This window comes from Streptomyces sp. NPDC088387 (genome assembly GCF_044753385.1).
Taxonomy (GTDB): Bacteria; Actinomycetota; Actinomycetes; order Streptomycetales; family Streptomycetaceae; genus Streptomyces.
In genome coordinates, this window is sequence record NZ_JBIVNC010000021.1 from 89387 (window position 1) to 107539 (window position 18153).

The 18153-nt window shown below is 72.9% G+C and carries 11 protein-coding genes, 1 tRNA gene and 1 pseudogene; 6 read left to right on the forward strand and 7 right to left on the reverse strand.

The features are described from left to right. Positions 1-166: 166 nt before the first annotated feature. From ACIQAC_RS37655 to ACIQAC_RS37665, 3 genes are all read right to left on the reverse strand, one after another. A complete protein-coding gene (locus ACIQAC_RS37655; RefSeq protein ID WP_402199568.1) occupies positions 167-697 on the reverse strand; it encodes a single-stranded DNA-binding protein in 531 nt (176 codons plus the stop codon). A gap of 201 nt (positions 698-898) precedes the next feature. Next, the gene (locus ACIQAC_RS37660; RefSeq protein ID WP_402199571.1) at positions 899-2923 is read right to left on the reverse strand and encodes a GTPase; all 2025 of its coding nucleotides are present in this window, start codon (positions 2921-2923) and stop codon (positions 899-901) included. Between the two features lie 1137 nt (positions 2924-4060). Further along, entirely contained in the window at positions 4061-5668 is a 1608-nt protein-coding gene (locus ACIQAC_RS37665) for a dynamin family protein (RefSeq protein ID WP_402199573.1), read from the reverse strand. A gap of 318 nt (positions 5669-5986) precedes the next feature. Between ACIQAC_RS37665 and ACIQAC_RS37670 the strand changes: the two genes are divergently transcribed. Beyond that, a tRNA-Arg gene (locus ACIQAC_RS37670) sits at positions 5987-6059 on the forward strand. A 128-nt stretch (positions 6060-6187) separates the two neighbouring features. Here ACIQAC_RS37670 and ACIQAC_RS37675 read toward each other — a convergent pair. Both ACIQAC_RS37675 and ACIQAC_RS37680 read right to left on the reverse strand, forming a co-directional pair. Next, complete coding sequence (locus ACIQAC_RS37675; protein WP_402199575.1) at positions 6188-6799, reverse strand: CGNR zinc finger domain-containing protein; 612 nt, start codon at positions 6797-6799, stop codon at positions 6188-6190. A gap of 77 nt (positions 6800-6876) precedes the next feature. After that, complete coding sequence (locus tag ACIQAC_RS37680) at positions 6877-7875, reverse strand: zinc-binding alcohol dehydrogenase family protein (RefSeq protein WP_402199578.1); 999 nt, start codon at positions 7873-7875, stop codon at positions 6877-6879. A gap of 167 nt (positions 7876-8042) precedes the next feature. On the opposite strand from ACIQAC_RS37680, the gene ACIQAC_RS37685 reads away from it, so the two are divergent. The 3 genes from ACIQAC_RS37685 to ACIQAC_RS37695 are packed head-to-tail and all read left to right on the forward strand — an operon-like array spanning position 8043 to position 14238. Further along, the gene (locus tag ACIQAC_RS37685; protein WP_402199581.1) at positions 8043-8294 is read left to right on the forward strand and encodes an acyl carrier protein; all 252 of its coding nucleotides are present in this window, start codon (positions 8043-8045) and stop codon (positions 8292-8294) included. After that, positions 8291-9838, forward strand: coding sequence for an AMP-binding protein (locus ACIQAC_RS37690; protein WP_402199584.1), 1548 nt, complete (start codon positions 8291-8293; stop codon positions 9836-9838). The genes ACIQAC_RS37685 and ACIQAC_RS37690 overlap by 4 nt, the downstream gene beginning before the upstream one ends. Next, positions 9838-14238, forward strand: coding sequence for an amino acid adenylation domain-containing protein (locus tag ACIQAC_RS37695; RefSeq protein WP_402199586.1), 4401 nt, complete (start codon positions 9838-9840; stop codon positions 14236-14238). The genes ACIQAC_RS37690 and ACIQAC_RS37695 overlap by 1 nt, the downstream gene beginning before the upstream one ends. 14 nt (positions 14239-14252) lie before the next feature. Here ACIQAC_RS37695 and ACIQAC_RS37700 read toward each other — a convergent pair whose 3' ends face one another. Further along, positions 14253-15191, reverse strand: a complete 939-nt coding sequence (locus tag ACIQAC_RS37700) for a LysR substrate-binding domain-containing protein (RefSeq protein ID WP_402199588.1) — start codon at positions 15189-15191, stop codon at positions 14253-14255. Positions 15192-15396: 205 nt separating this feature from the next. Here ACIQAC_RS37700 and kdgD point away from each other — a divergent pair, with 205 nt between their 5' ends. Both kdgD and ACIQAC_RS37710 read left to right on the forward strand, forming a co-directional pair. Then, positions 15397-16317, forward strand: a complete 921-nt coding sequence (gene kdgD / locus ACIQAC_RS37705; RefSeq protein WP_402199591.1) for a 5-dehydro-4-deoxyglucarate dehydratase — start codon at positions 15397-15399, stop codon at positions 16315-16317. Between the two features lie 166 nt (positions 16318-16483). Then, positions 16484-17785, forward strand: coding sequence for an enolase C-terminal domain-like protein (locus tag ACIQAC_RS37710; protein ID WP_402199602.1), 1302 nt, complete (start codon positions 16484-16486; stop codon positions 17783-17785). 70 nt (positions 17786-17855) lie between these two features. On the opposite strand, the pseudogene ACIQAC_RS37715 reads toward ACIQAC_RS37710, so the two are convergent. After that, a pseudogene (locus ACIQAC_RS37715) lies at positions 17856-18149 on the reverse strand (acyl-CoA dehydrogenase family protein); the annotation flags it as partial. Between the last annotated feature and the right edge of the window lie 4 nt (positions 18150-18153).

Sequence of the window (18153 nt, forward strand, 5' to 3'; positions counted from 1 at the left end):
ACCGGCGGCCCACGTTTCCCCGTGATCCCAACGGGGAACACATCCGACTCGGAATTGTTATCGCCGGGGCGTCCTTGAGCTGGGCTTATCGACAAATCCACCGGTGTCTTCGGCATAGATTCGCCGATAAGCCGCACTTCATCTCAACTGCGGGTGAGGGCTGACATCACGCCACCGCCACGGGGACCTGCTGACGTTGTCGGGCTTCGCCCGCGTCGCCGTCGCCACCCTCGCCACCCTCGCCACCCGAGTCGCCCGCGTCGCTCACGCCGGTGGGGTCCTCAGGTGGTGTCTCCCACTGCGGCTCCGGCTGTGCCGTCTCCCCCGGCACCGCGTCCCCCTTCAGCAGCTTGCGGAACGCCGACGTACCCCGTGACAGGTCGTGTCCGATCGCGATCGCGTCGATGTCGGCCGACGTCCAGTTCTGCCCCTCGCGCACATCCGTACGTACCTTCAGCCTGCCCTGCACGATCACCGGATCGCCCAGCACCAGCGACGCCGAAGCGTTCGTCGCGAGCTGCCGATTGGCCCACACGGTGAAGAAGTTGGTGTGTCCGTCCGTCCACACCTTCTTCTCCCGGTCCAGATAGCGGGCAGTCACCGCCAGCCGGAAGCGCGCCGACGGACCCGACGCCAACTCCCTGTACACCGGCTGCGTCGCCACGTTCCCCACCACGCAGATGCTCGTCTCGTTCATGACCGACACCTCTCCCTCGCCCGGCCGCTCACGCCGGGCGGAAACGCCCACGGGCCCGTCCCGTACGGCTGAGTCCACGGCGACCGGTTCCGTGGTGGTCGCCGTGGACTCAGAGTGCCTGCGTCTGCCGACGGTCCGCCGGTCGCTGTGGACCGCCGTCCGCCTGTGGAAAACTCCGCCACCCGAAGGGGTGGTTCCGGTTCAGCCGCCTCCCACGCCGACCACCTGTGCGTACTGCTCCCGGACCTCCCGGTAGCGGAGCAGTTCCGCGGCCACCGGGTCCAGTACGCGGGCCCGGCCGCAGCCCGCCGCCGCCTCCCGCAGCCGGCGTTCCGCGTCCAGGCCGTAGCGTCTGGCCGGACCGCGGGCCGCCAGACGGCAGCTCCACTCCACGATCGGGCCGCCGACGATGCCGATCACCATCAGCAGGACCGGCACTCCCAGGTTCGGCGCCATAAAGCCGCAGATCTGGCCCACCAGCCACAGACCGCCGACAATCTGAAGGATCGTCATACACGCCTGGGCGAACACGGCGACCGGCCACCAGCCCGGCCTCGGCGGGCGGCCCGGTGGCAGTCCCGCGCGCGTGGCGAGATCGTCCAGCGCCTCCGGCAGGCCGTGCGAGCCGCGTGCCGCCGCCTCGCGCACCGCAAGCGCCCAGGGCGCGGGCAGCCCCGCCGACGCGCGGTCGGCGACCAGCCGTACGGCCTGCTCGACCCGCTGGCGCGCGGTGGCCTCCTCGTCTGCCTGCGCGCGGAGCGGCAGCCGGCCCGTCGGCGGCTCGCCCCGGTCCTGGTACCAGCGCCACAGCCGCAGCCACGGCGTGCCGCACGCGCGGTTGGCGTTGCGCAGCCACGCGCGTTCGGCGGCCTCGCCCGCGGCCGTCGCGCCGACCGAGTCCGCGAGCCGCGCGGAGAACTCGTCCCGCGCCTCCTCACTGAGCCCGGCGCGCCGCCCCGTCGCGTAGACGGGCCGCAGCCGGGCCGCGGCGGCGTCCATGTCGGCGGAGATACGGCGCGCCGCGGCGCCTCGCTCGGCCACGAACTGACCCAGCGCCTCGCGCAGTTCGCCCACACCGTCGCCGGTCAGTGCGGAGAGGGCGAGGACGTTCGCGCCGGGTTCGCCGTACTCCCCCAGCGCCATCCCGTCCTCGTCCAGCAGCCGGCGCAGATCGTCCAGGACCTGCTCGGTGGCCTCGCCGGGCAGCCGGTCGGTCTGGTTGAGGACGACGAACATGACCTCCGCGTGGCCCGCCATCGGCCGCAGATAACGCTCGTGCAGGACCGCGTCGGCGTACTTCTCCGGGTCGACGACCCAGATCACCGCGTCGACCAGCGCGAGCACCCGGTCCGCCTGCTCGCGGTGCGCCACGGCCGCCGAGTCCAGGTCGGGCAGGTCGACCAGGACGAGCCCGCGCAGCTGGGCCTCGGCCTCCGCGTTGTGCATCGGCCTGCGGCGCAGCCGGCCCGGGATGCCGAGCCGGTCGATGAGGCTCGCCGCGCCGTCGCTCCAGCTGCACGCGATGGGCGACGACGTCGTGGGCCGTCGTACGCCCGTCTCCGAGATCGTCACGCCGGCCAGCGAGTTGAACAGCTGCGACTTTCCGCTGCCGGTCGCGCCCGCGATGGCGACGACGGTGTGCTGCCCGGACAGCCTGCGCCGGGCCGCCGCCTCGTCCAGTACGCGGCCCGCCTCCGCCAGCGTCCGGCTGTCGAGGCGGGTGCGGGAGAGTCCCACGAGTTCGCGCAGCGCGTCGAGGCGCGAGCGCAGGGGGCCGTCGAACGCCAGGGGCATCACCGGCTGCGCGCCGGGGATCCGTGGTTCGACGACCACGGGGGTGGCGGGTTCGGGGGTCTCGTCCTCGTTCACCCGCCGCGCGATGAGCCCGTCGTCCCACGCGGGCCCGTCCGACTCCGGCCGACCGTCCGTGGGGGTGTCGTCCGTACGGGCGTCGGCACGGCGTCCGTACGCGGCACCGGCACCGGGCTTTTCCGGCCGGGGCAGGTCCTCCCAGCGGGGCCGCACGCCGGGTCGGGTGCGGTCCGCGCGGGGCGCTTCTTCTTCGCGCACCCGCTCGCCGATACGGGACCGCTCCGCGCGGGGCGGGGTCTGCGGGGCGTCCTCCGCGCGGGGCAACTCCCCGGCCCGGGACCGCTCCGCGCGGACGGGCTGTTCGGCACGGCGAGGCTGTTCGGCACGGGGAGGCATCTCGGCACGGGGAGGCATCTCAGCACGAGAAGGCCGCTCCGGGCGGGAGGGCTGTTCCGCGCGGGAGGGCTGTTCCGCCCGGGGAGGCTGCTCCGCGCGGGAGGGCTGTTCCGCGCGGGTCGGCTTCTCCGGGCGGGAGGGCTGTTCCGCGTGGGGAGGCTGCTCCGCGCGGGATGGCTGCTCCGGGCGGGCGGGCTGTTCAGCACGGGGACGCTGCTCCACGCGGGAGGGCAGTTCAGCACGGGGACGCTGCTCCACGCGGGAGGGCAGTTCAGCGTCGGAGGTCTCATCCGCACGGAGAGGCTGCTCGGCGCGAGAAGGGCGCTCCGCGCGGGGAGGCTGCTCCGTGCGCGCAGGCTGTTCCTCCCGGGGAGGCCGTTCCTCACGGAGAAGTCGTTCCTCCCGGGCAGGGCGTTCCTCGCGGAGAGGCCGTTCCTCGCGGGGAGGTCGTTCCGCGCGGGGAGGTTGTTCCTCGCGGGACCGTTCGTCCACGTGGGGACGGTCGTCCCGAGAGGAGGAGGCGCCGGCGGCCGTGTTCTCCCCCTGGGAGGCGTCACCCGTACGGGACACCCCCTCCCGCGCGGAGTCATCGCCGCGAGCCGACTCGTCCGTACGGGACCGGTCACCGCGCGGAGCGCCCTCCCCATCGCTCCCCGAGACTTTCTCCTCCGCGCGGGGCGCCTCCCGCTCAGGGGATTCGACCGCCGTCCCGCCCGCGCCCTCCGACGCCGTATCGCCGGAGGCCGCCTGATCGAGCGCCGGCTCCAGTTCCTCCTGGAGTTCCCCCTGCGGCTCCCGCACACGTTCACGCTTCCTGGAAGCCACCCGCGCGGAATCCGCACTCCCCTTCGTCCCCGTCGCCGTCCCCCCGGAGTCCTCCGTACGCCCCGCCTCCTCCCCCCGCTTCCCGGACCCCGTCCGGACGGGGTCCTCGGTGCGGGTTTTCGCGCGTGAGCGGGTCGGGTGTTCCGTGGCCGGTTTCTGGGTGCGGGCCCAGGAACGGGTACGGGTCGTCGGTTCCTCCGGGCGGGACTTCGCTTCCGCGCGGGAGTTCTTTTCCATGCTCATACGGGACTTCCCCTCCGTGGGTGAGACGTCCTCGTCGACTCCGGCGCCGTCGTCGGTGGGGTCCTGGTCAGTGACGGCAGTCACCGGTCACCTCTCCTTCTGAAGTACGGACAGCGCGGCGATGAGTTCGGCCTGGGGTTCGGGATGGACGTCGAGCGCGTCCAGTGGGGCGAGGCGGCGTTCGCGTTCGGTGTGCATCACGCGGTCGAGGTGTTCGCCGAGGAGCCGTCCGCCGCGGTCACGCAGCCGCAGCGCGCCGTGGGCCCCGATGCGCTCGGCGAGTCCCTCGCCCGCCGTACGGGCCCGGCGACCGCCGAGCAGCGCCGTGGCGACCAGTGCGGCGATCACCTCGGTGTCGGGCGCGACATTGCGGTCGAGGTCGCGGACCTCGTCCTCGGCGTACTCCTCCAGCTCGCGCCGCCAGCGTCGTACGGCCATCCCGATCCGGTGCTCGGCGGTCTCGGGTGACGTGTCGCGCCGGCCCAGTTCGGGCGCCTCCGCGGCGGGCTCGCGGCGCCAGGACTCGTCGACGCGTTCGTCGGCGGCGGTCACGGCGCAGACCAGAAGCTCGCTGAGGCTCTCCACGAGCGCGTCGAGGAGTTCGGCGGCGGAGCAGTCGAGCGGGAAGGCCCGCCAGCGCTTGAGGGCGTCCCCGGCGAGTACCGCACCGGCCTGCAACCGGCCCCGTACGCGCGCGTGCTCGCTGTCGTAGGCGCTGTCGACGGCGGAGGTGAGCCGCAGGGCGGCCGCGTACTGGGCCGCGGCGGCCCCGGCCAGCTCGGGCATGCGGGCCTTGAGCGAGTCGAGGACGCCGTACGCCGTGCGGGCCATGGAGGACTGCCGGGCGGCCGGGTCCTGGGCCTGGTGGACGAGCCAGGCGCGCAGCGGCGCCACCGCGGTGGCCGGGAGCAGCCCGCCGCCCCAGGCCGACTCGGGCAGCTCGGGGACGGTGAAGCGGGGCACGTCGCCGAGTCCGGCCTTGGTGAGCAGGGCGCCGTACTGCCGGGACACCTCGGAGACCACCTGGTGGGGTACGCGGTCGAGGACCGTGACCAGCGTGGCCCGGTACTCCTTGGCGGTGCGCAGCAGGTGCCAGGGCACGGCGTCGGCGTAGCGCGCGGCCGTGGTGACCATCACCCAGATGTCGGCGGCGCAGATCAGCTGGGCGGCGAGGACCCGGTTGTCGGCGACGAGGGAGTCGATGTCGGGGGCGTCGAGCAGGGCGAGGCCGGGCGGAAGCGTTTCGGCGGTCTCGATGCGCAGGACACGCGCGGGGTCCGCGCCCGGGAGCAGCAGATCGTCCTCGGCCTCCTGCGGGGGCATCCAGACACGGGCCAGCTCGGGCAGTACCCGCATCCCGCTGAACCAGTGATGGTCCTCCGGATGGCACACAAGAACCGGCGTCCGTGTGGTGGGTCGCAACACACCGGCCTCGCTGACGCGCCGCCCCACGAGGGAGTTGACGAGCGTCGACTTGCCGGCGCCGGTGGACCCCCCGATGACGGCCAGCAGTGGTGCGTCGGGCTCTCTCAGCCGGGGCACCAGATAGTCGTCCAGCTGGGCGAGCAGTTCGTCGCGGTTGGCACGCGCGCGTGGCGCCCCCGCCAGAGGCAGCGGGAAGCGTGCGGAGGCGACACGGTCGCGCAGGGCGGAGAGTGCGTCGAGCAGCTGAGGCCGTACGTCCAAGGTCACCACATGCGAAGAATGCCCAATTTTAGGGGAATTCTGAAGCATATGAGCATGTCTGCGTGCCGATAGGACACAAGGGACGCAAGGTGCGACCGGGACATGGCCGCAAGCGAGGCATAACGAGTGCACAACACCCGGGGCGCAAGACGCCAAAAGCGGTGCACGATTCGTACCTGCCTGCGATTATCAGGACCGCTTCACCGAACCTCCACATTGAGCCACGGAGGCGAAGCAACAGGGACAAGGAACGCGGAGCTTTATCCTTGTCTCCGGCAACGTCACGGATCCGCCCGCACCCGGGCACCACGACAGAGGCCACACCAGGCCCCCGTAGCTCAGTGGATAGAGCAGGCGCCTTCTAAGCGCTTGGCCGCAGGTTCGAGTCCTGCCGGGGGCGCTTCTGGGTTTTCACCAGCGCCACCGCCCTTGGTCAGCCGTGTCGCTCTTCGTCAGTCCTGCGACTCTCCGCCGGCCCGGCCGCTTCTCGCCGACCCTGCGACTCCCAGCCAGTCCAGCCGTTACTCGTCAGCCCTGTCGCCTGGAGCGGTATCCGGCGATTTTCGCCAGGTTTCCGCAGCGCTGCATCGAACACCAACGCCTGCGTCCCGCCTGGGACTCGTCGAGGAACAGCAGCGAACACTCCGCACGCTCGCACTCCTTGACCTTCCCCAGCAGGGGGCCGCCGACGAGGGCCACGGCGTCGCGGGCGACGGACGCCAGTACGGCGGGGACCACGTCGTCGGCCGCCCACCGCACGCTCAGCCCGCCCTCCCGCGCGGCCAGTTGGGGTGTCGGCGGCTGGTGCGCCGCCGCCTCGTTGACGTGTACGACGTCGGCGTGGTCGACCGGGAGGCCGCGCCGGGCGTGGTCGACCAGCCGGTACACGGCCTCGCGCAACTCCCGGGCCCGGTGCAGGTCCCGCGGTGTGAGCGCCGTACCGTCGACGCCGTCGCCGAGGCCGGCCTCGGCGACCCAGCGGGCCAGGGCCGGGCCGTCCGGGAGGCGGTCCAGACGGTCGGTGTACCGCATACCGAGCGTGCCGACGAAGTTCAGGCAGAGGCGCCCGCCCAGGAAGGGGAACGCCATCCGGGGGTCGCCCGCGGCCAACACCTTGGATCCGCCATCACCTGAAGCCATGGCCCCAGCCTACCGTCCGAACACCGGCTCATCCGGTGTCGACCGCCGGTGGGGGTAGGGCAGGGCTCCGGGCGCGCTCAGGCCTCTCGGACCGTGAGGACGGTCTTCCCCAGATTCGCGCGCTGCTCCAGATGCGTATGGGCCGCGGGCGCCTCGCCGAGGTCGAACGTGGCGTCGATCGGCACGGTCAAGCTTCCGCGGGCCACGCGGGAGAGGAGTTCGGCGAGGTCCTCGCGCGGGTCGTAGCCGTCCTCGATCAGGCCGGTGATCTGGAATCCGTGGATGCGGGCGTTCTTCGTGTAGAAGTCCCGCGTGTCGATCGTGCTGGGCTGGAGGGCCACGTTGGCCATCGCGACGACCCGTCCGTTGCGGGCGAGGCCGCGCAGGCTCTCACTGAAGGCGTCGCCGCCGACGAGGTCGAGCGCCACCTGGACACCCCGGCCGTCCGTGAGCTCGCGGATCCGCTCCACGCGCTCCTCGCCGGAGAGCTCGCGCGAGTCCAGTACGTGCTCGGCCCCGAGCGACCCGACCCACTCCCGCTTGCTCTCGGAGCCGGCGGTCGCGATCACCGTCGCGCCGAGGTCCGCCGCGATCTGGACGGCGAGACTGCCGACCCCGCTCGCACCCGCGTGGATGAGGACCGTCTCGCCGCGCCGCAGGTCGGCCAGCCGGTGCAGGGTGTACCAGGCCGACAGCCCCGCGGTCGGAAGAGCCGCGGCGGCGGTGAGCGGCACGTCGTCAGGAACGGCCACCACCGCCGCCGCGGGCACCGCGACCCGCTCCGCGTAGAAGCCGGGCGCGTTGGTCGCGCCGGTGGCCACCACCCGCTGCCCCACGGCCACGTCCGAGACCCCGTCGGCGACCGCGGTCACCGTCCCGGCGCCCTCGAGGCCGAGGCGGAGCGGAGGCGGCCCCGCGCGGTGGTAGCGGCCGGCGCGGGCCAGGACGTCGGCCCGGTTGACCCCCGCGGCCTCGACCGCGATCACAACCTCGCCGGGCCCGGGGACCGGGTCGGGAACCTCACGGAGTTCCAGGGCCTCCGGCCCGCCGAACTTCTGCACCACGACAGCACGCATACGAAGCCTCACTCTCCGACAACACGTCCAGAAGCCGCTCTTCCAGCGACACTACATGAACCGGTGTCCGACGACACTGTTCGAACCGGTGTCGCCTGCCGTCGGGGTGCCGATCCATGTCACGATGGGCTCGGATCCAAGGGCCTGGATCGTGGGAAGGAGTGGCCGTGCCGTCCGTCGAGCCCCTCGTGCTGGACGTCGTCAAGGACGTACTCGGCATCAACCACGTGGAAGCCGGCGACAGCTTCTACGACTTCGGCGGCTCCTCCCTCCAGGCCATGCGCGTCTGTGTACGGCTGGAGCGTGACCTGGGGTTCGCCGTCGACCCCGAACTCCTCCTGGACAGCGACTCGCTGGGCGATTTCGCGCAGGCCGTGGCCCGGGCGGGCGCCACGGCACAGCACAAGGGACCGGCATGAGTCCCCTCCCCTTGATTCACGAGGCCGTCGCCGTCCGGGCCGCCGGCCGTCCCGACGCCCTCGCCGTCGTCCACGGCCAGGAGCGCGTCACCTACGGGCAGTTGGAGGCGGCCGCGGACGCCTACGCCACCGTGCTGCGGAAGTACGGGGTGACCCACGGCAGTTACGTGCCCGTCGCGCTGCCGCGTTCGGCGCAGCTGATCGCGGTCCTGCTCAGTGTGCTCAAGTGCGGTGCCGCGTACGCGGCCGTCGACCAGCGCTGGCCGCGGGCCCGGGTCCTCGAACTCCTCGACGCGCTACGGCCACCCGTACTCGTCGCCCGTTCACCCGCACCCGGTGACGCTTCGGGCGCGACCGTCCCGACATGGGCCCCCGCCTCCCCCGACCTGGAGGTGACTCCGCCCGCCGGACCGCCGCTCCCCGGCAACGATGTCACCGGCGCCGACCCCGCCACCGTCTTCTTCACCTCCGGAACCTCCGGCAGATCGCGGGCCGTGGTGTCTCCGCATCGGGCGACGACCCGGTTGTTCGCGGAGCCCACCGACTGGTGGGGTCCCGGGCAGGTCGTGTTGCAGGCCGCGCCGGTCGCCTGGGACGCGTTCTCGCTGGAGGTGTGGGGGACGCTCGCGACCGGCGGCACCTGCGTCCTCGCGGGCACCGATCATCCGATGCCCGCACGGCTGCGTGCCCTGGTGCGGGAGTCGGGTGTCGACACCGCGTTCCTGACCACCGCCCTCTTCCATCTCTTCGTGGAGGAGGACATCGACTGCTTCGCCGGAATGCGGTCGCTGCTCACCGGCGGCGAACGCCTCTCGCCCGCACTCGCCCGCCGTTTCCTCGACCGGCACCCGGGCATTCGGCTGACCAACTGCTACGGCCCGGTGGAGAGTTGTGTGTTCTCCTCCACCCACCGGATCGAACCGCGCGACTGCGAGGGCGGTACGGGGGTGCCGCTCGGGCGTCCGGTCCCCGGGACGGAGATCCACGTACTGGACGGGGAGATCTGTGTGGCCGGGGACGGGCTGGCGATCGGGTATCTCGGGGATCCGCTGCTGACCGCCGAGCGGTTCACCACCGTGCCGGTCGAAGGGCGGCCCCGGCACGTCTATCACACCGGTGACCTGGGGTTTCTTGACGCCGACGGTGTGCTGCACTTCCGGGGGCGCCGGGACCGGCAGGTCAAGGTCTCCGGGCATCGGGTGGAGCCCGAGGAGATCGAGGCGGTCTGCCGGCGGATCGGCGGGGTGCGGGACTGCGCGGTCGTGGCCGTACCGAGAGAAGACGGCGGTGGCGTCCGGCTCGCCCTGTTCTACGCCCTCGGCAGCGGGGTGGACGACCGGGAACTGTCGGCCGCCGACGTGCGGCGGGAGTTGCGGGCCCGGCTCCCCCGGTACCTCCTCCCGCACACGGTCCAGCGCCTCGACGCCTTCCCGCTGACCGCCAACGGCAAGGTGTCGCACAGCGCGCTGTCGGAGCTGTCCGCACGCGTGCGGACACCGTCGGAGACGCCGGCCACGTCCCCCGCCGCGCCCAGGAGCCCCTGATGGCCCCTCCACCCGGTGACGGAGCCGAGCCGCCCGGCATATCGGCGCGGTACCCCATGTCCCACGAGCAGGAAGGCATCTGGCTCAGGGACCAGGCGACCGACGGCCCCTCGGCCTACGTCGAGAACTGGGTGTACCGCCTACGAGGCCCCCTCGACGTCACCGCGGTGCGAGCCGCGCTGAACGGCATCGTCCGCAGACACGAGTCCCTGCGCAGCCGCCTGCACTTCGCCGACGGCCGGCCCGTACAGGACGTACTGCCACCGATGGACGTACCACTGACCAGACGGCGGACGACACCCGAACGGCTGCCCCAGGCGCTGCGCGCGGCCGTCTCCCGGCCGGTACCACTCGACCAACCACCCCTGCTGCATGCCGAGTTGCTCGACCTCGGCACGGACGACTCCGTGCTCGCCGTCGCCGTACATCACGCGGTGGTGGACGGCTGGTCGCTGCGGCTGCTCGACGAGGAGTTCAGCGCGCTCTATCGGGCGGCTCTGCACCAGGAGCCGCCGGGTCTGCCCCAACTACCCTTGCAGCACGGCCCGTACGCCCGAACACAGCGCGCCTCCGAGCCCGCCGACGCGCTCCTCGACTTCTGGCGTGACGCGCTCGAAGGCGCTCCGCCCGAGTGCGCCTTCCCCGTCGACCGTCCGCGCCCGGACGCGCTCAGTGTGCGCGGTGACCAGGTCGACTTCGCCGTGGATCCCGAGGTCGGCCGTCGGCTGCGGGTGCTGTGCCGGGAGACCAAGGCCACGCCGTACGTGGTGATCGCGGCCGCGCTGGGTGTACTGCTCGGCAGGCACAGCGGGCAGGAGGACGTGGTGCTGGGGACCCCCGTGTCCCGCCGCGCCGGGACACAGCTGGAGCCCATGGTCGCCTGTCTCACCGATCTGATGCCGCTCCGGCAGCGCGTCTCACCGTCCGGGTCCTTCCGGGAACTGGTCCTGCGGACAAGGCGGACCGTCCGCTCGGTCGTCGCCCACCGGGACGTGCCGTACGGCAGGCTCGTCCAGCTCGGCGGGGCAACATCCCGTACGCGGTCGCGTTTTCCGCTCTTCCAGGTGGTGCTGACCGTGGACGACGGCGAGGCGCCGGGGCCGACCCTTCCGGGTGTGTCGGCCGAGCGGCTGCGTCCGCACGGGGGTACGGCGAAGTTCGACGTGTTCGTCCATCTGACGCCGGAGGAGGGCGGTTTCCGGGGGCGGCTGGAGTACGCGACCGATCTCTTCACACGCGGCAGCGCCGAGCGGCTCGCGCAGCGGTTCCGTGCGCTGCTCACCGACGCCGTCGGCCACCCCGAGCAGCCCGTCGGTGACCTCGACGTCCTCACCCCCGACGACCGTCGGTTGCTCGACAGTTGGGCCGTCGGGCCGACCGTCCCACCGCCCACCGTCGTGCACGAGGCCTTCGTACGGACCGCCCTGCGGGCTCCCGACGCGCCGGCCGTCGTCCATGGCGGGGAGGAGTGGAGTTACGGCGAACTGCACGCCGCCAGTGATGTGTTGGCAGCGCGGCTGATCTCGGAGGGGTACGGGGGGCGGCGGATCGGTGTGCTGCTGGACCGTTCCGTGCGGCAGCCGCTCGCCGTGCTGGCGGTGCTCAAGGCGGGTGGGTGCTGTGTGCCCGTCGACCCGAACTACCCGCCCGAGCGTGTTGACTTGATGCTCCGTGACAGTGAAGTGCCCGTGGTGCTGACCGACCGGCGACAGGAGGAGCGGGGGCTGATTCCCGAGGGCGTCCGGGCCGTACGCGTGAACACGGATACGGATACGGACACGGACACGGACGCGCGCCCCCGCGCCGGTGAGCCGCCGCCGACCTCCGCGCTCCCCGCTGCCTCCGCTGTCCCCGCTGTCTCCGCTGTCCCCGCTGTCTCCGCTGTCTCCGCTGTCTCCGCTGTCTCCGCGGACGATCCCGCCTACATGATCTACACCTCCGGCTCCACCGGGCGGCCCAAGGGTGTGCTGATGCCGCACCGGACGCTCGCCGGGCTCGTCGACTGGCAGGTGGGCCGGTCGGGTGCCCGATCGGCCGCGAGGACCTTGCAGTTCGCGCCGCTCGGTTTCGACGTGGCCTTTCAGGAGCTGTTCAGCACCTGGGCCGGAGGCGGCACGCTCGTCTTGGTGGACGAGGCACACCGGCGGGATCCCGAGCGGCTGCTCGCACTCGTCGACCGGCACTCCGTGACCCGGCTGTTCCTGCCCCACGTCGCTCTTCAGCAGCTGGCCGAGTTCGCGGTGTCGGAGGGGCGGCGGTGTCCCTCGCTGCGGGAAGTGGTGTGCGCGGGTGAGCAGTTGTTCGTCACACCGGCCGTCCGGCAGTTCTTCGGGCGGTGCGCCGACGCCGTACTGGAGAACCAGTACGGTCCGTCCGAGACCCATGTCGTGACCGCCGAGCGGCTGGGTGGTCCGGCTTCGTCCTGGCCCGACCGGCCCGGCATCGGACGGCCCGTCGCGGGGGCGCGCATCCACGTCCTGGACGAGCGGCTCCACCCCGTGCCGCCGGGTGTCACCGGCGAGATCTGCATCGGCGGTCCGGGCGTCGGCCTCGGCTACCACGGGCAGCCCGCGCTCACCGCGGAACGGTTCGCGCGAGGGCTGTACCGCAGTGGTGACCTGGGGCGTTTCCTGGCCGACGGCCGGGTGGAGTTCCTCGGGCGGCGCGACGGGCAGACGAAGATCCGTGGGCACCGGGTGGAACTCGGCGAGGTCGAGTCCCTGGTCAAGGCGGTGCCGGGTGTCGCCGACGCGGTGGTGACGGCGTACGAGCCGGCCGGGGGCGGCAGGCGGCTGGTCGTGCACTACCTGGGCCGGGGTGAAGAGGCCGTCGGCGGTGGGGAGTTGCGCGATGCGCTGTCCCGTCGGCTGCCCGAGGCCGTGGTGCCGTCCGACTACGTCCTGCTGCCGGCGTTTCCGCTGACCCCCAGCGGAAAGGTGGACCGGGCCGCGCTGCCCGCGCCGCGAACGGAGAGCCACGGTCCGCGGAGCCGCGCGGCGACCCCGGTCGAACGACAACTCGCCGCCGTGTGGAGTGAGTTGCTCGGAGTGCCGGATGTCCCGTCCGACCAGGACTTCTTCGCCCTCGGCGGGGACTCGCTGCTGGCCGTACGCCTGCTGCTGCGGGTGCGGGAGGAGTGGGGCGTACGGCTCACGCTCGGCTCGATGCTCGCCGCGCCGACCGTGGCGCGGATGGCCGCGCTGCTCGACACGGGCGGCAACTCGCGGCTCTCCGGGGCCGATCGGGTCCGTACGGACGTCGTCCTGGCCGCCGACATCGTGCCGGAGCCGCCGGTCCGGCCGTCCGTGGCCGACCCCGCGGCGCTCTTCCTCACCGGGGCCACCGGGTTCCTCGGGGCACATCTGCTGCACACGCTGCTCGCGAAGACCCGCGCGGACGTGTACTGCCTGGTGCGCGCGGACGATCCGGCGGCGGCGTACAAGCGGCTGCGCGGCGCGCTGGAGCGCTACGAGCTGTGGGACGAGGCGTCCGCGCGGCGGGTGGTCGCCGTGCCCGGCGATCTCGCGGCACCGCTCCTGGGGCTGTCCGAGAGCACCTTCGCGGACCTCGCCCGCCGGCTCGACGCCGTCTACCACTCGGGCGCGGCCGTCAACCTCGCCCTGTCCTACGAGCAGTTGAGGGCGGCCAATGTGCTCGGCACCGGTGAGGTGGCGCGGCTGGCAGCCCGGCACCGGACGGTGCCGCTGCACCACATCTCGACCGTCGGCGTCCACACACCCACCACGGCCGCTCCCGTCCGCCCCGGCGATCCACTGCCACCCGGCAGTGCGCACCACAACGGATACGCGCTCAGCAAATGGGCGGCCGAACGGCTCCTCGACCAGGCACGCGCGCGTGGGCTGCCGGTCTCGGTCTACCGGCCGACCCGCATCACCGGGTCCACCACGACCGGCCTCGGCCCGTCCTCCGACTTCCTGTGGCTGCTCCTGAAGGGGTGCGTCGAGGCGCGGCTCGTCCCGCACGACCTGGACGAGGCCTTCGACCTGGTGCCCGCGGACCACGTCGCCGAGGCGGTGGTGGCGCTGTCGCGGATCTCCGGGGGCGGGTCACCGACGTACCACCTCGCGAGTGAGCGGCGGACGACGCTGGCCGCGATGGCCCGAAGTCTGCGCGCCCTCGGCTATGCCCTGACCGAGGTGCCGCCGGCCCGCTGGCGGGCCGTGATCGAGGCGGATCCCGGCAACGCGGCGTATCCGCTGCTGCCGCTGCTGCCGGCCGAGGCGGGGCCGGGCAGCGGGGACGGCGGCGCCCTCTTCGACGCGCGGAGCACCCGGGACGCGCTGAGCGGGACCGGGGTCGTACGGCCCGAGGTGGACGAGGCGCTCTTCGCGCACTACGTACGGACAGGCGTCCGGACCGGCCTGCTCCCGGGACCCTAGGCCTCGCCGGGGCCCTAGGCCTCGCCGGGGCCCTCTCCCAGCCCGCCCGCCCTCGCCGACCCCAGCGCCCCCATCGACTCCAGTGCCCTCAGCAGTGCCGCCAGGGCCGGTCCCTCGTGGTCTGTGCGCCAGGCCAGGTGGAGGTCCGCGCGGGTGGTGCCCATGCCGGTCACCGGGCGGAAGACGACGCCGTCCACGTGCAGGCGGCGGGCCGCCTCGGGGACCAGGCAGATGCCGAGGCCCGCGCCGACGAGGGCGAGCAGGGTGTGGACCTGGCTGGCGTGCTGGACATAGACCGGGGCGGCGCCGACCTGGTGGAAGAGGCGGCGGAGCAGGTCGTGGAAGTAGCGGGCCTCGTCCGGGTCGTACATCAGGAACGGCACGCCGTCGAGGTCCCGGACGTCGGGGGCGGCGGGGCGGGTCGCGAGGGGGTGCCGGGCGGGGAGGGCGGCGATCAGGCGCTCGCGGGCGAAGGGGAGTTCGGTCAGCTCCGCGGAGTCCACGGGCGGGCGGACCAGGCCGACGTCCAGGTCGCCGGCGAGCAGGGCGGCGCGCTGGGCCGAGGTGACCATCTCGCGCAGGACGAGGTCGACGCGGGGCAGCCGGGCGCGGGCGGTGGCGAGGACGGTCTCCAGATGGACGTAGCCGGAGCTGGCGGTGAAGCCGAAGGTGATCGTGCCGGTCTCGCCCGCCATCGCGCGGCGCGCGGAGTGCGCCGAGCGCTCGGCGAGCTGGAGGATCCGGCGGGCGTCGGCGAGCATGCTGTGCCCGGCCGCGGTGAGCCGTACGCCGCGCTGTGAGCGGTCGAGGAGCTGGACCCCGATCTGCTGCTCCAGGGCCTGGACGCGGCGGCTGAGCGGCGGCTGGGTCATGTTGAGGCGGACCGCGGCCCGGCCGAAGTGGCCCTCCTCGGCCACCGCGACGAAGCCGACGAGCTGTTCGAGTGAGAACACGCGACGGGCACCTTTCCTCGGCCTCCCCCGCGCCCACGGGGTGGGATCCGCTGCGATGCGTGACACGCATCGTGGCATGCGGAATCGGTGTTGGACGTGCATGAGTGTCGCCTCCTAGCGTCACGCGGGACAAGTGACGCGGGTCGCGCGGGACGGTGACCGGCGTCGGCACACCCGCCGACCCGTCCCCGGGAGCACCGCCGCGATGACCGCCTACTCGCCCGCCGACCTGAGCCGCCGTGTCGGTTCGGGCCTGTTGTCCTTTCCCGTGACGCACTTCCGGCCCGACGACAACTCCTTCGACGAGGCCGCCTTCCGCGCGCACATCGAGCGCCTGGGCGCCCACGAGGTGGCGGGGCTGTTCGCGGCGGGCGGCACCGGCGAGTTCTTCTCGCTGACGCTGCCCGAGGTGGAGCGGGTGGTCGCCGCCGCAGTGGACGCCGTGGGAGGCGCGACGCCGATCCTGGCCCCGGCCGGCTACGGCACCGCCACCGCCGTGGAACTGGCCCGGTCCGCCGAGCGGGTGGGTGCCGACGGTCTGCTGCTCTTCCCGCCGTATCTGACCGAGGCGTCCCAGGAGGGGCTCGCGGCGCATGTCGAGGCGGTGTGCCGGGCCACCTCGCTCGGCGTGATCGTCTACAGCCGGGCGAACGCCGTGTACGAGCCCGAGACGATGGCCCGGCTCGTCGAGCGCTGCCCGAACCTGATCGGCTTCAAGGACGGCACCGGCGATCTCGACGCGATGACCCGGCTGTACGCGCTGATCGGCGAGCGGCTCACCTACGTGGGCGGCCTGCCGACCGCCGAGACGTACGCGCTGCCGTATCTCGAACTCGGCGTCACCACCTACTCCTCCGCCCTGTTCAACTTCGTCCCCGAGTTCGCGCTCGCCTTCTACCGGGCGGTGCGCGAGCGCCGGCACGCGGAGGTGCTGGGCATGCTGAGGGAGTTCGTGCTGCCGTACACGGAGATCCGCAACCGCAGGAGCGGGTACGCGGTGAGCATCGTCAAGGCCGGACTGACCGCCACCGGCCACCACCCGGGACCGGTCCGCCCGCCGCTGACGGATCTCGAACCGGACGAGGTCGAGGCCCTCGCCGCGCTGATCAAGGGCATCGGCGGCTGACAGGTCATCACCCGCGACCTCAAGGTCGCCGACGCCGCGCCACGGCCGCTCCCCGTCGCCCGCCCCAGGTACACAGTCCTGCCCGCCGCACAGGAAGGCCCCGTCCATGAGCACCGAAGACGCCCGCCCCGCAGCCGCCCCCGCCGCCACCCCGTCCGTCGCCGCGATGCGGGTCGTGCCCGTGGCCGGTGAGGACAGCATGCTGCTCAATCTGAGCGGCGCGCACGCCCCGTACTTCACCCGGAACCTGGTGATCCTGACCGACACCGACGGGCGTACGGGGGTCGGCGAGGTGCCCGGCGGCGAGGGCATCCGCGCCACCCTGGAGGAGGCGCGCGACCTGGTCGTGGGGCGGCCCGTGGGCGATGTGCAGGCGGTGCTGCGGGCCGTACGGACCCGGTTCGGCGACCGGGACGCGGGCGGGCGCGGCGCGCAGACCTTCGACCTGCGGGTCACCGTGCACGCGGTGACGGCGGTCGAGTCGGCTCTGCTCGACCTGCTGGGCCAGTACCTCGGCGTACCGGTCGCGGCCCTGCTCGGCGAGGGCGTCCAGCGCACCAGCGTCCCCGTGCTCGGTTATCTCTTCTACGTCGGTGACCGGCGCCGTACGGATCTGCCGTACCGGGACGAGAGTGACGCCAAGGACGCCTGGGAGCGGCTGCGGAACGAGGAGGCGCTGACGCCGGAGGCGGTGGTGGCGCTGGCCGAGGCGGCGCGGGAGCGGTACGGCTTCCAGGACTTCAAGCTCAAGGGCGGGGTGCTGGACGGGCGGGCGGAGGCGGAGGCGGTCACCGCGCTCGCCGAGCGGTTCCCCGAGGCGCGGATCACCCTCGACCCGAACGGCGGCTGGCTGCTCGCCGACGCGATCGGGATCGGCCGCTCGCTGCGGGACGTCCTCGCGTACGCGGAGGATCCGTGCGGCGCGGAAGGGGGTTTCTCCGGGCGGGAGACCATGGCCGAGTTCCGGCGCGCGACCGGGCTGCGGACGGCGACGAACATGATCGCGACCGACTGGCGGCAGCTCGGGCACGCGGTGAAGGCGGACGCGGTGGACATCCCGCTGGCCGACCCGCACTTCTGGACCATGAACGGCTCGGTGCGGGTGGCTCAGCTGTGCGACGCCTGGGGGCTGACCTGGGGTTCGCACTCCAACAACCACTTCGACGTGTCGCTGGCGATGTTCACCCAGGTCGCCGCCGCCGCGCCGGGTGACATCACGGCGATCGACACCCACTGGATCTGGCAGGACGGACAGCGGCTCACCCATGAGCCGCCGGTGATCGAGGGCGGGGCGATCGCGCTGCCCGAACGGCCGGGGCTGGGTGTGGAGTTGGACATGGAGCAGGTGGAGGCCGCGCACCTGCGGTACCGGGAGCTGGGGCTCGGGGGGCGGGACGACGCGGCCGGGATGCAGTTCCTGATCCCGGGGTGGCAGTTCGATCCGAAGCGGCCCGCGCTGGTGCGGTGACGCCGCCGCCCGCGCTGCCGACCGCATCCCGCGCGGGCCCCGCTCCCCAGACCCGTGCCGTGCCGGTGTCGTCGAGCAGCGCCGCGAGGAATCCCCAGTTGGCGTTCCACACCAGCCACGCGACCGAGGCGTCGAGCCGCCCGAACTCCTCGTACACGGTGAGAGCCGTCTCCAAGGGGGCCTCGAAACCGCCGAGTTCACGGGGTGTGAACAGCCGGAAGGCACCGCTGTCACGGAGTTCGCGCAGCAGGCTCTCGGGGAGGTCGCGGGCGGCCTCCATCTCGTCGGTGGCGTCCTTGATCGCGGGCGCGAGGCGGGCGGGGAGGTCCAACGGGGTGGCCGGGTCGGTGAGTTGTGTCGTCATGGTG

What these genes read in the sequence shown, in the direction of transcription:
- ACIQAC_RS37655 (WP_402199568.1), bottom strand. Translation starts at nt 697, where the DNA reads ATGAACGAGACGAGCATCTGCGTGGTGGGGAACGTGGCGACGCAGCCG.
- ACIQAC_RS37660 (WP_402199571.1), bottom strand. Translation starts at nt 2,923, where the DNA reads ATGCCTCCCCGTGCCGAGATGCCTCCCCGTGCCGAACAGCCTCGCCGT.
- ACIQAC_RS37680 (WP_402199578.1), bottom strand. Translation starts at nt 7,875, where the DNA reads ATGCGTGCTGTCGTGGTGCAGAAGTTCGGCGGGCCGGAGGCCCTGGAA.
- ACIQAC_RS37710 (WP_402199602.1), top strand. Translation starts at nt 16,484, where the DNA reads ATGCGGGTCGTGCCCGTGGCCGGTGAGGACAGCATGCTGCTCAATCTG.
- ACIQAC_RS37690 (WP_402199584.1), top strand. Translation starts at nt 8,291, where the DNA reads ATGAGTCCCCTCCCCTTGATTCACGAGGCCGTCGCCGTCCGGGCCGCC.
- ACIQAC_RS37695 (WP_402199586.1), top strand. Translation starts at nt 9,838, where the DNA reads ATGGCCCCTCCACCCGGTGACGGAGCCGAGCCGCCCGGCATATCGGCG.
- kdgD (WP_402199591.1), top strand. Translation starts at nt 15,397, where the DNA reads ATGACCGCCTACTCGCCCGCCGACCTGAGCCGCCGTGTCGGTTCGGGC.
- ACIQAC_RS37675 (WP_402199575.1), bottom strand. Translation starts at nt 6,799, where the DNA reads ATGGCTTCAGGTGATGGCGGATCCAAGGTGTTGGCCGCGGGCGACCCC.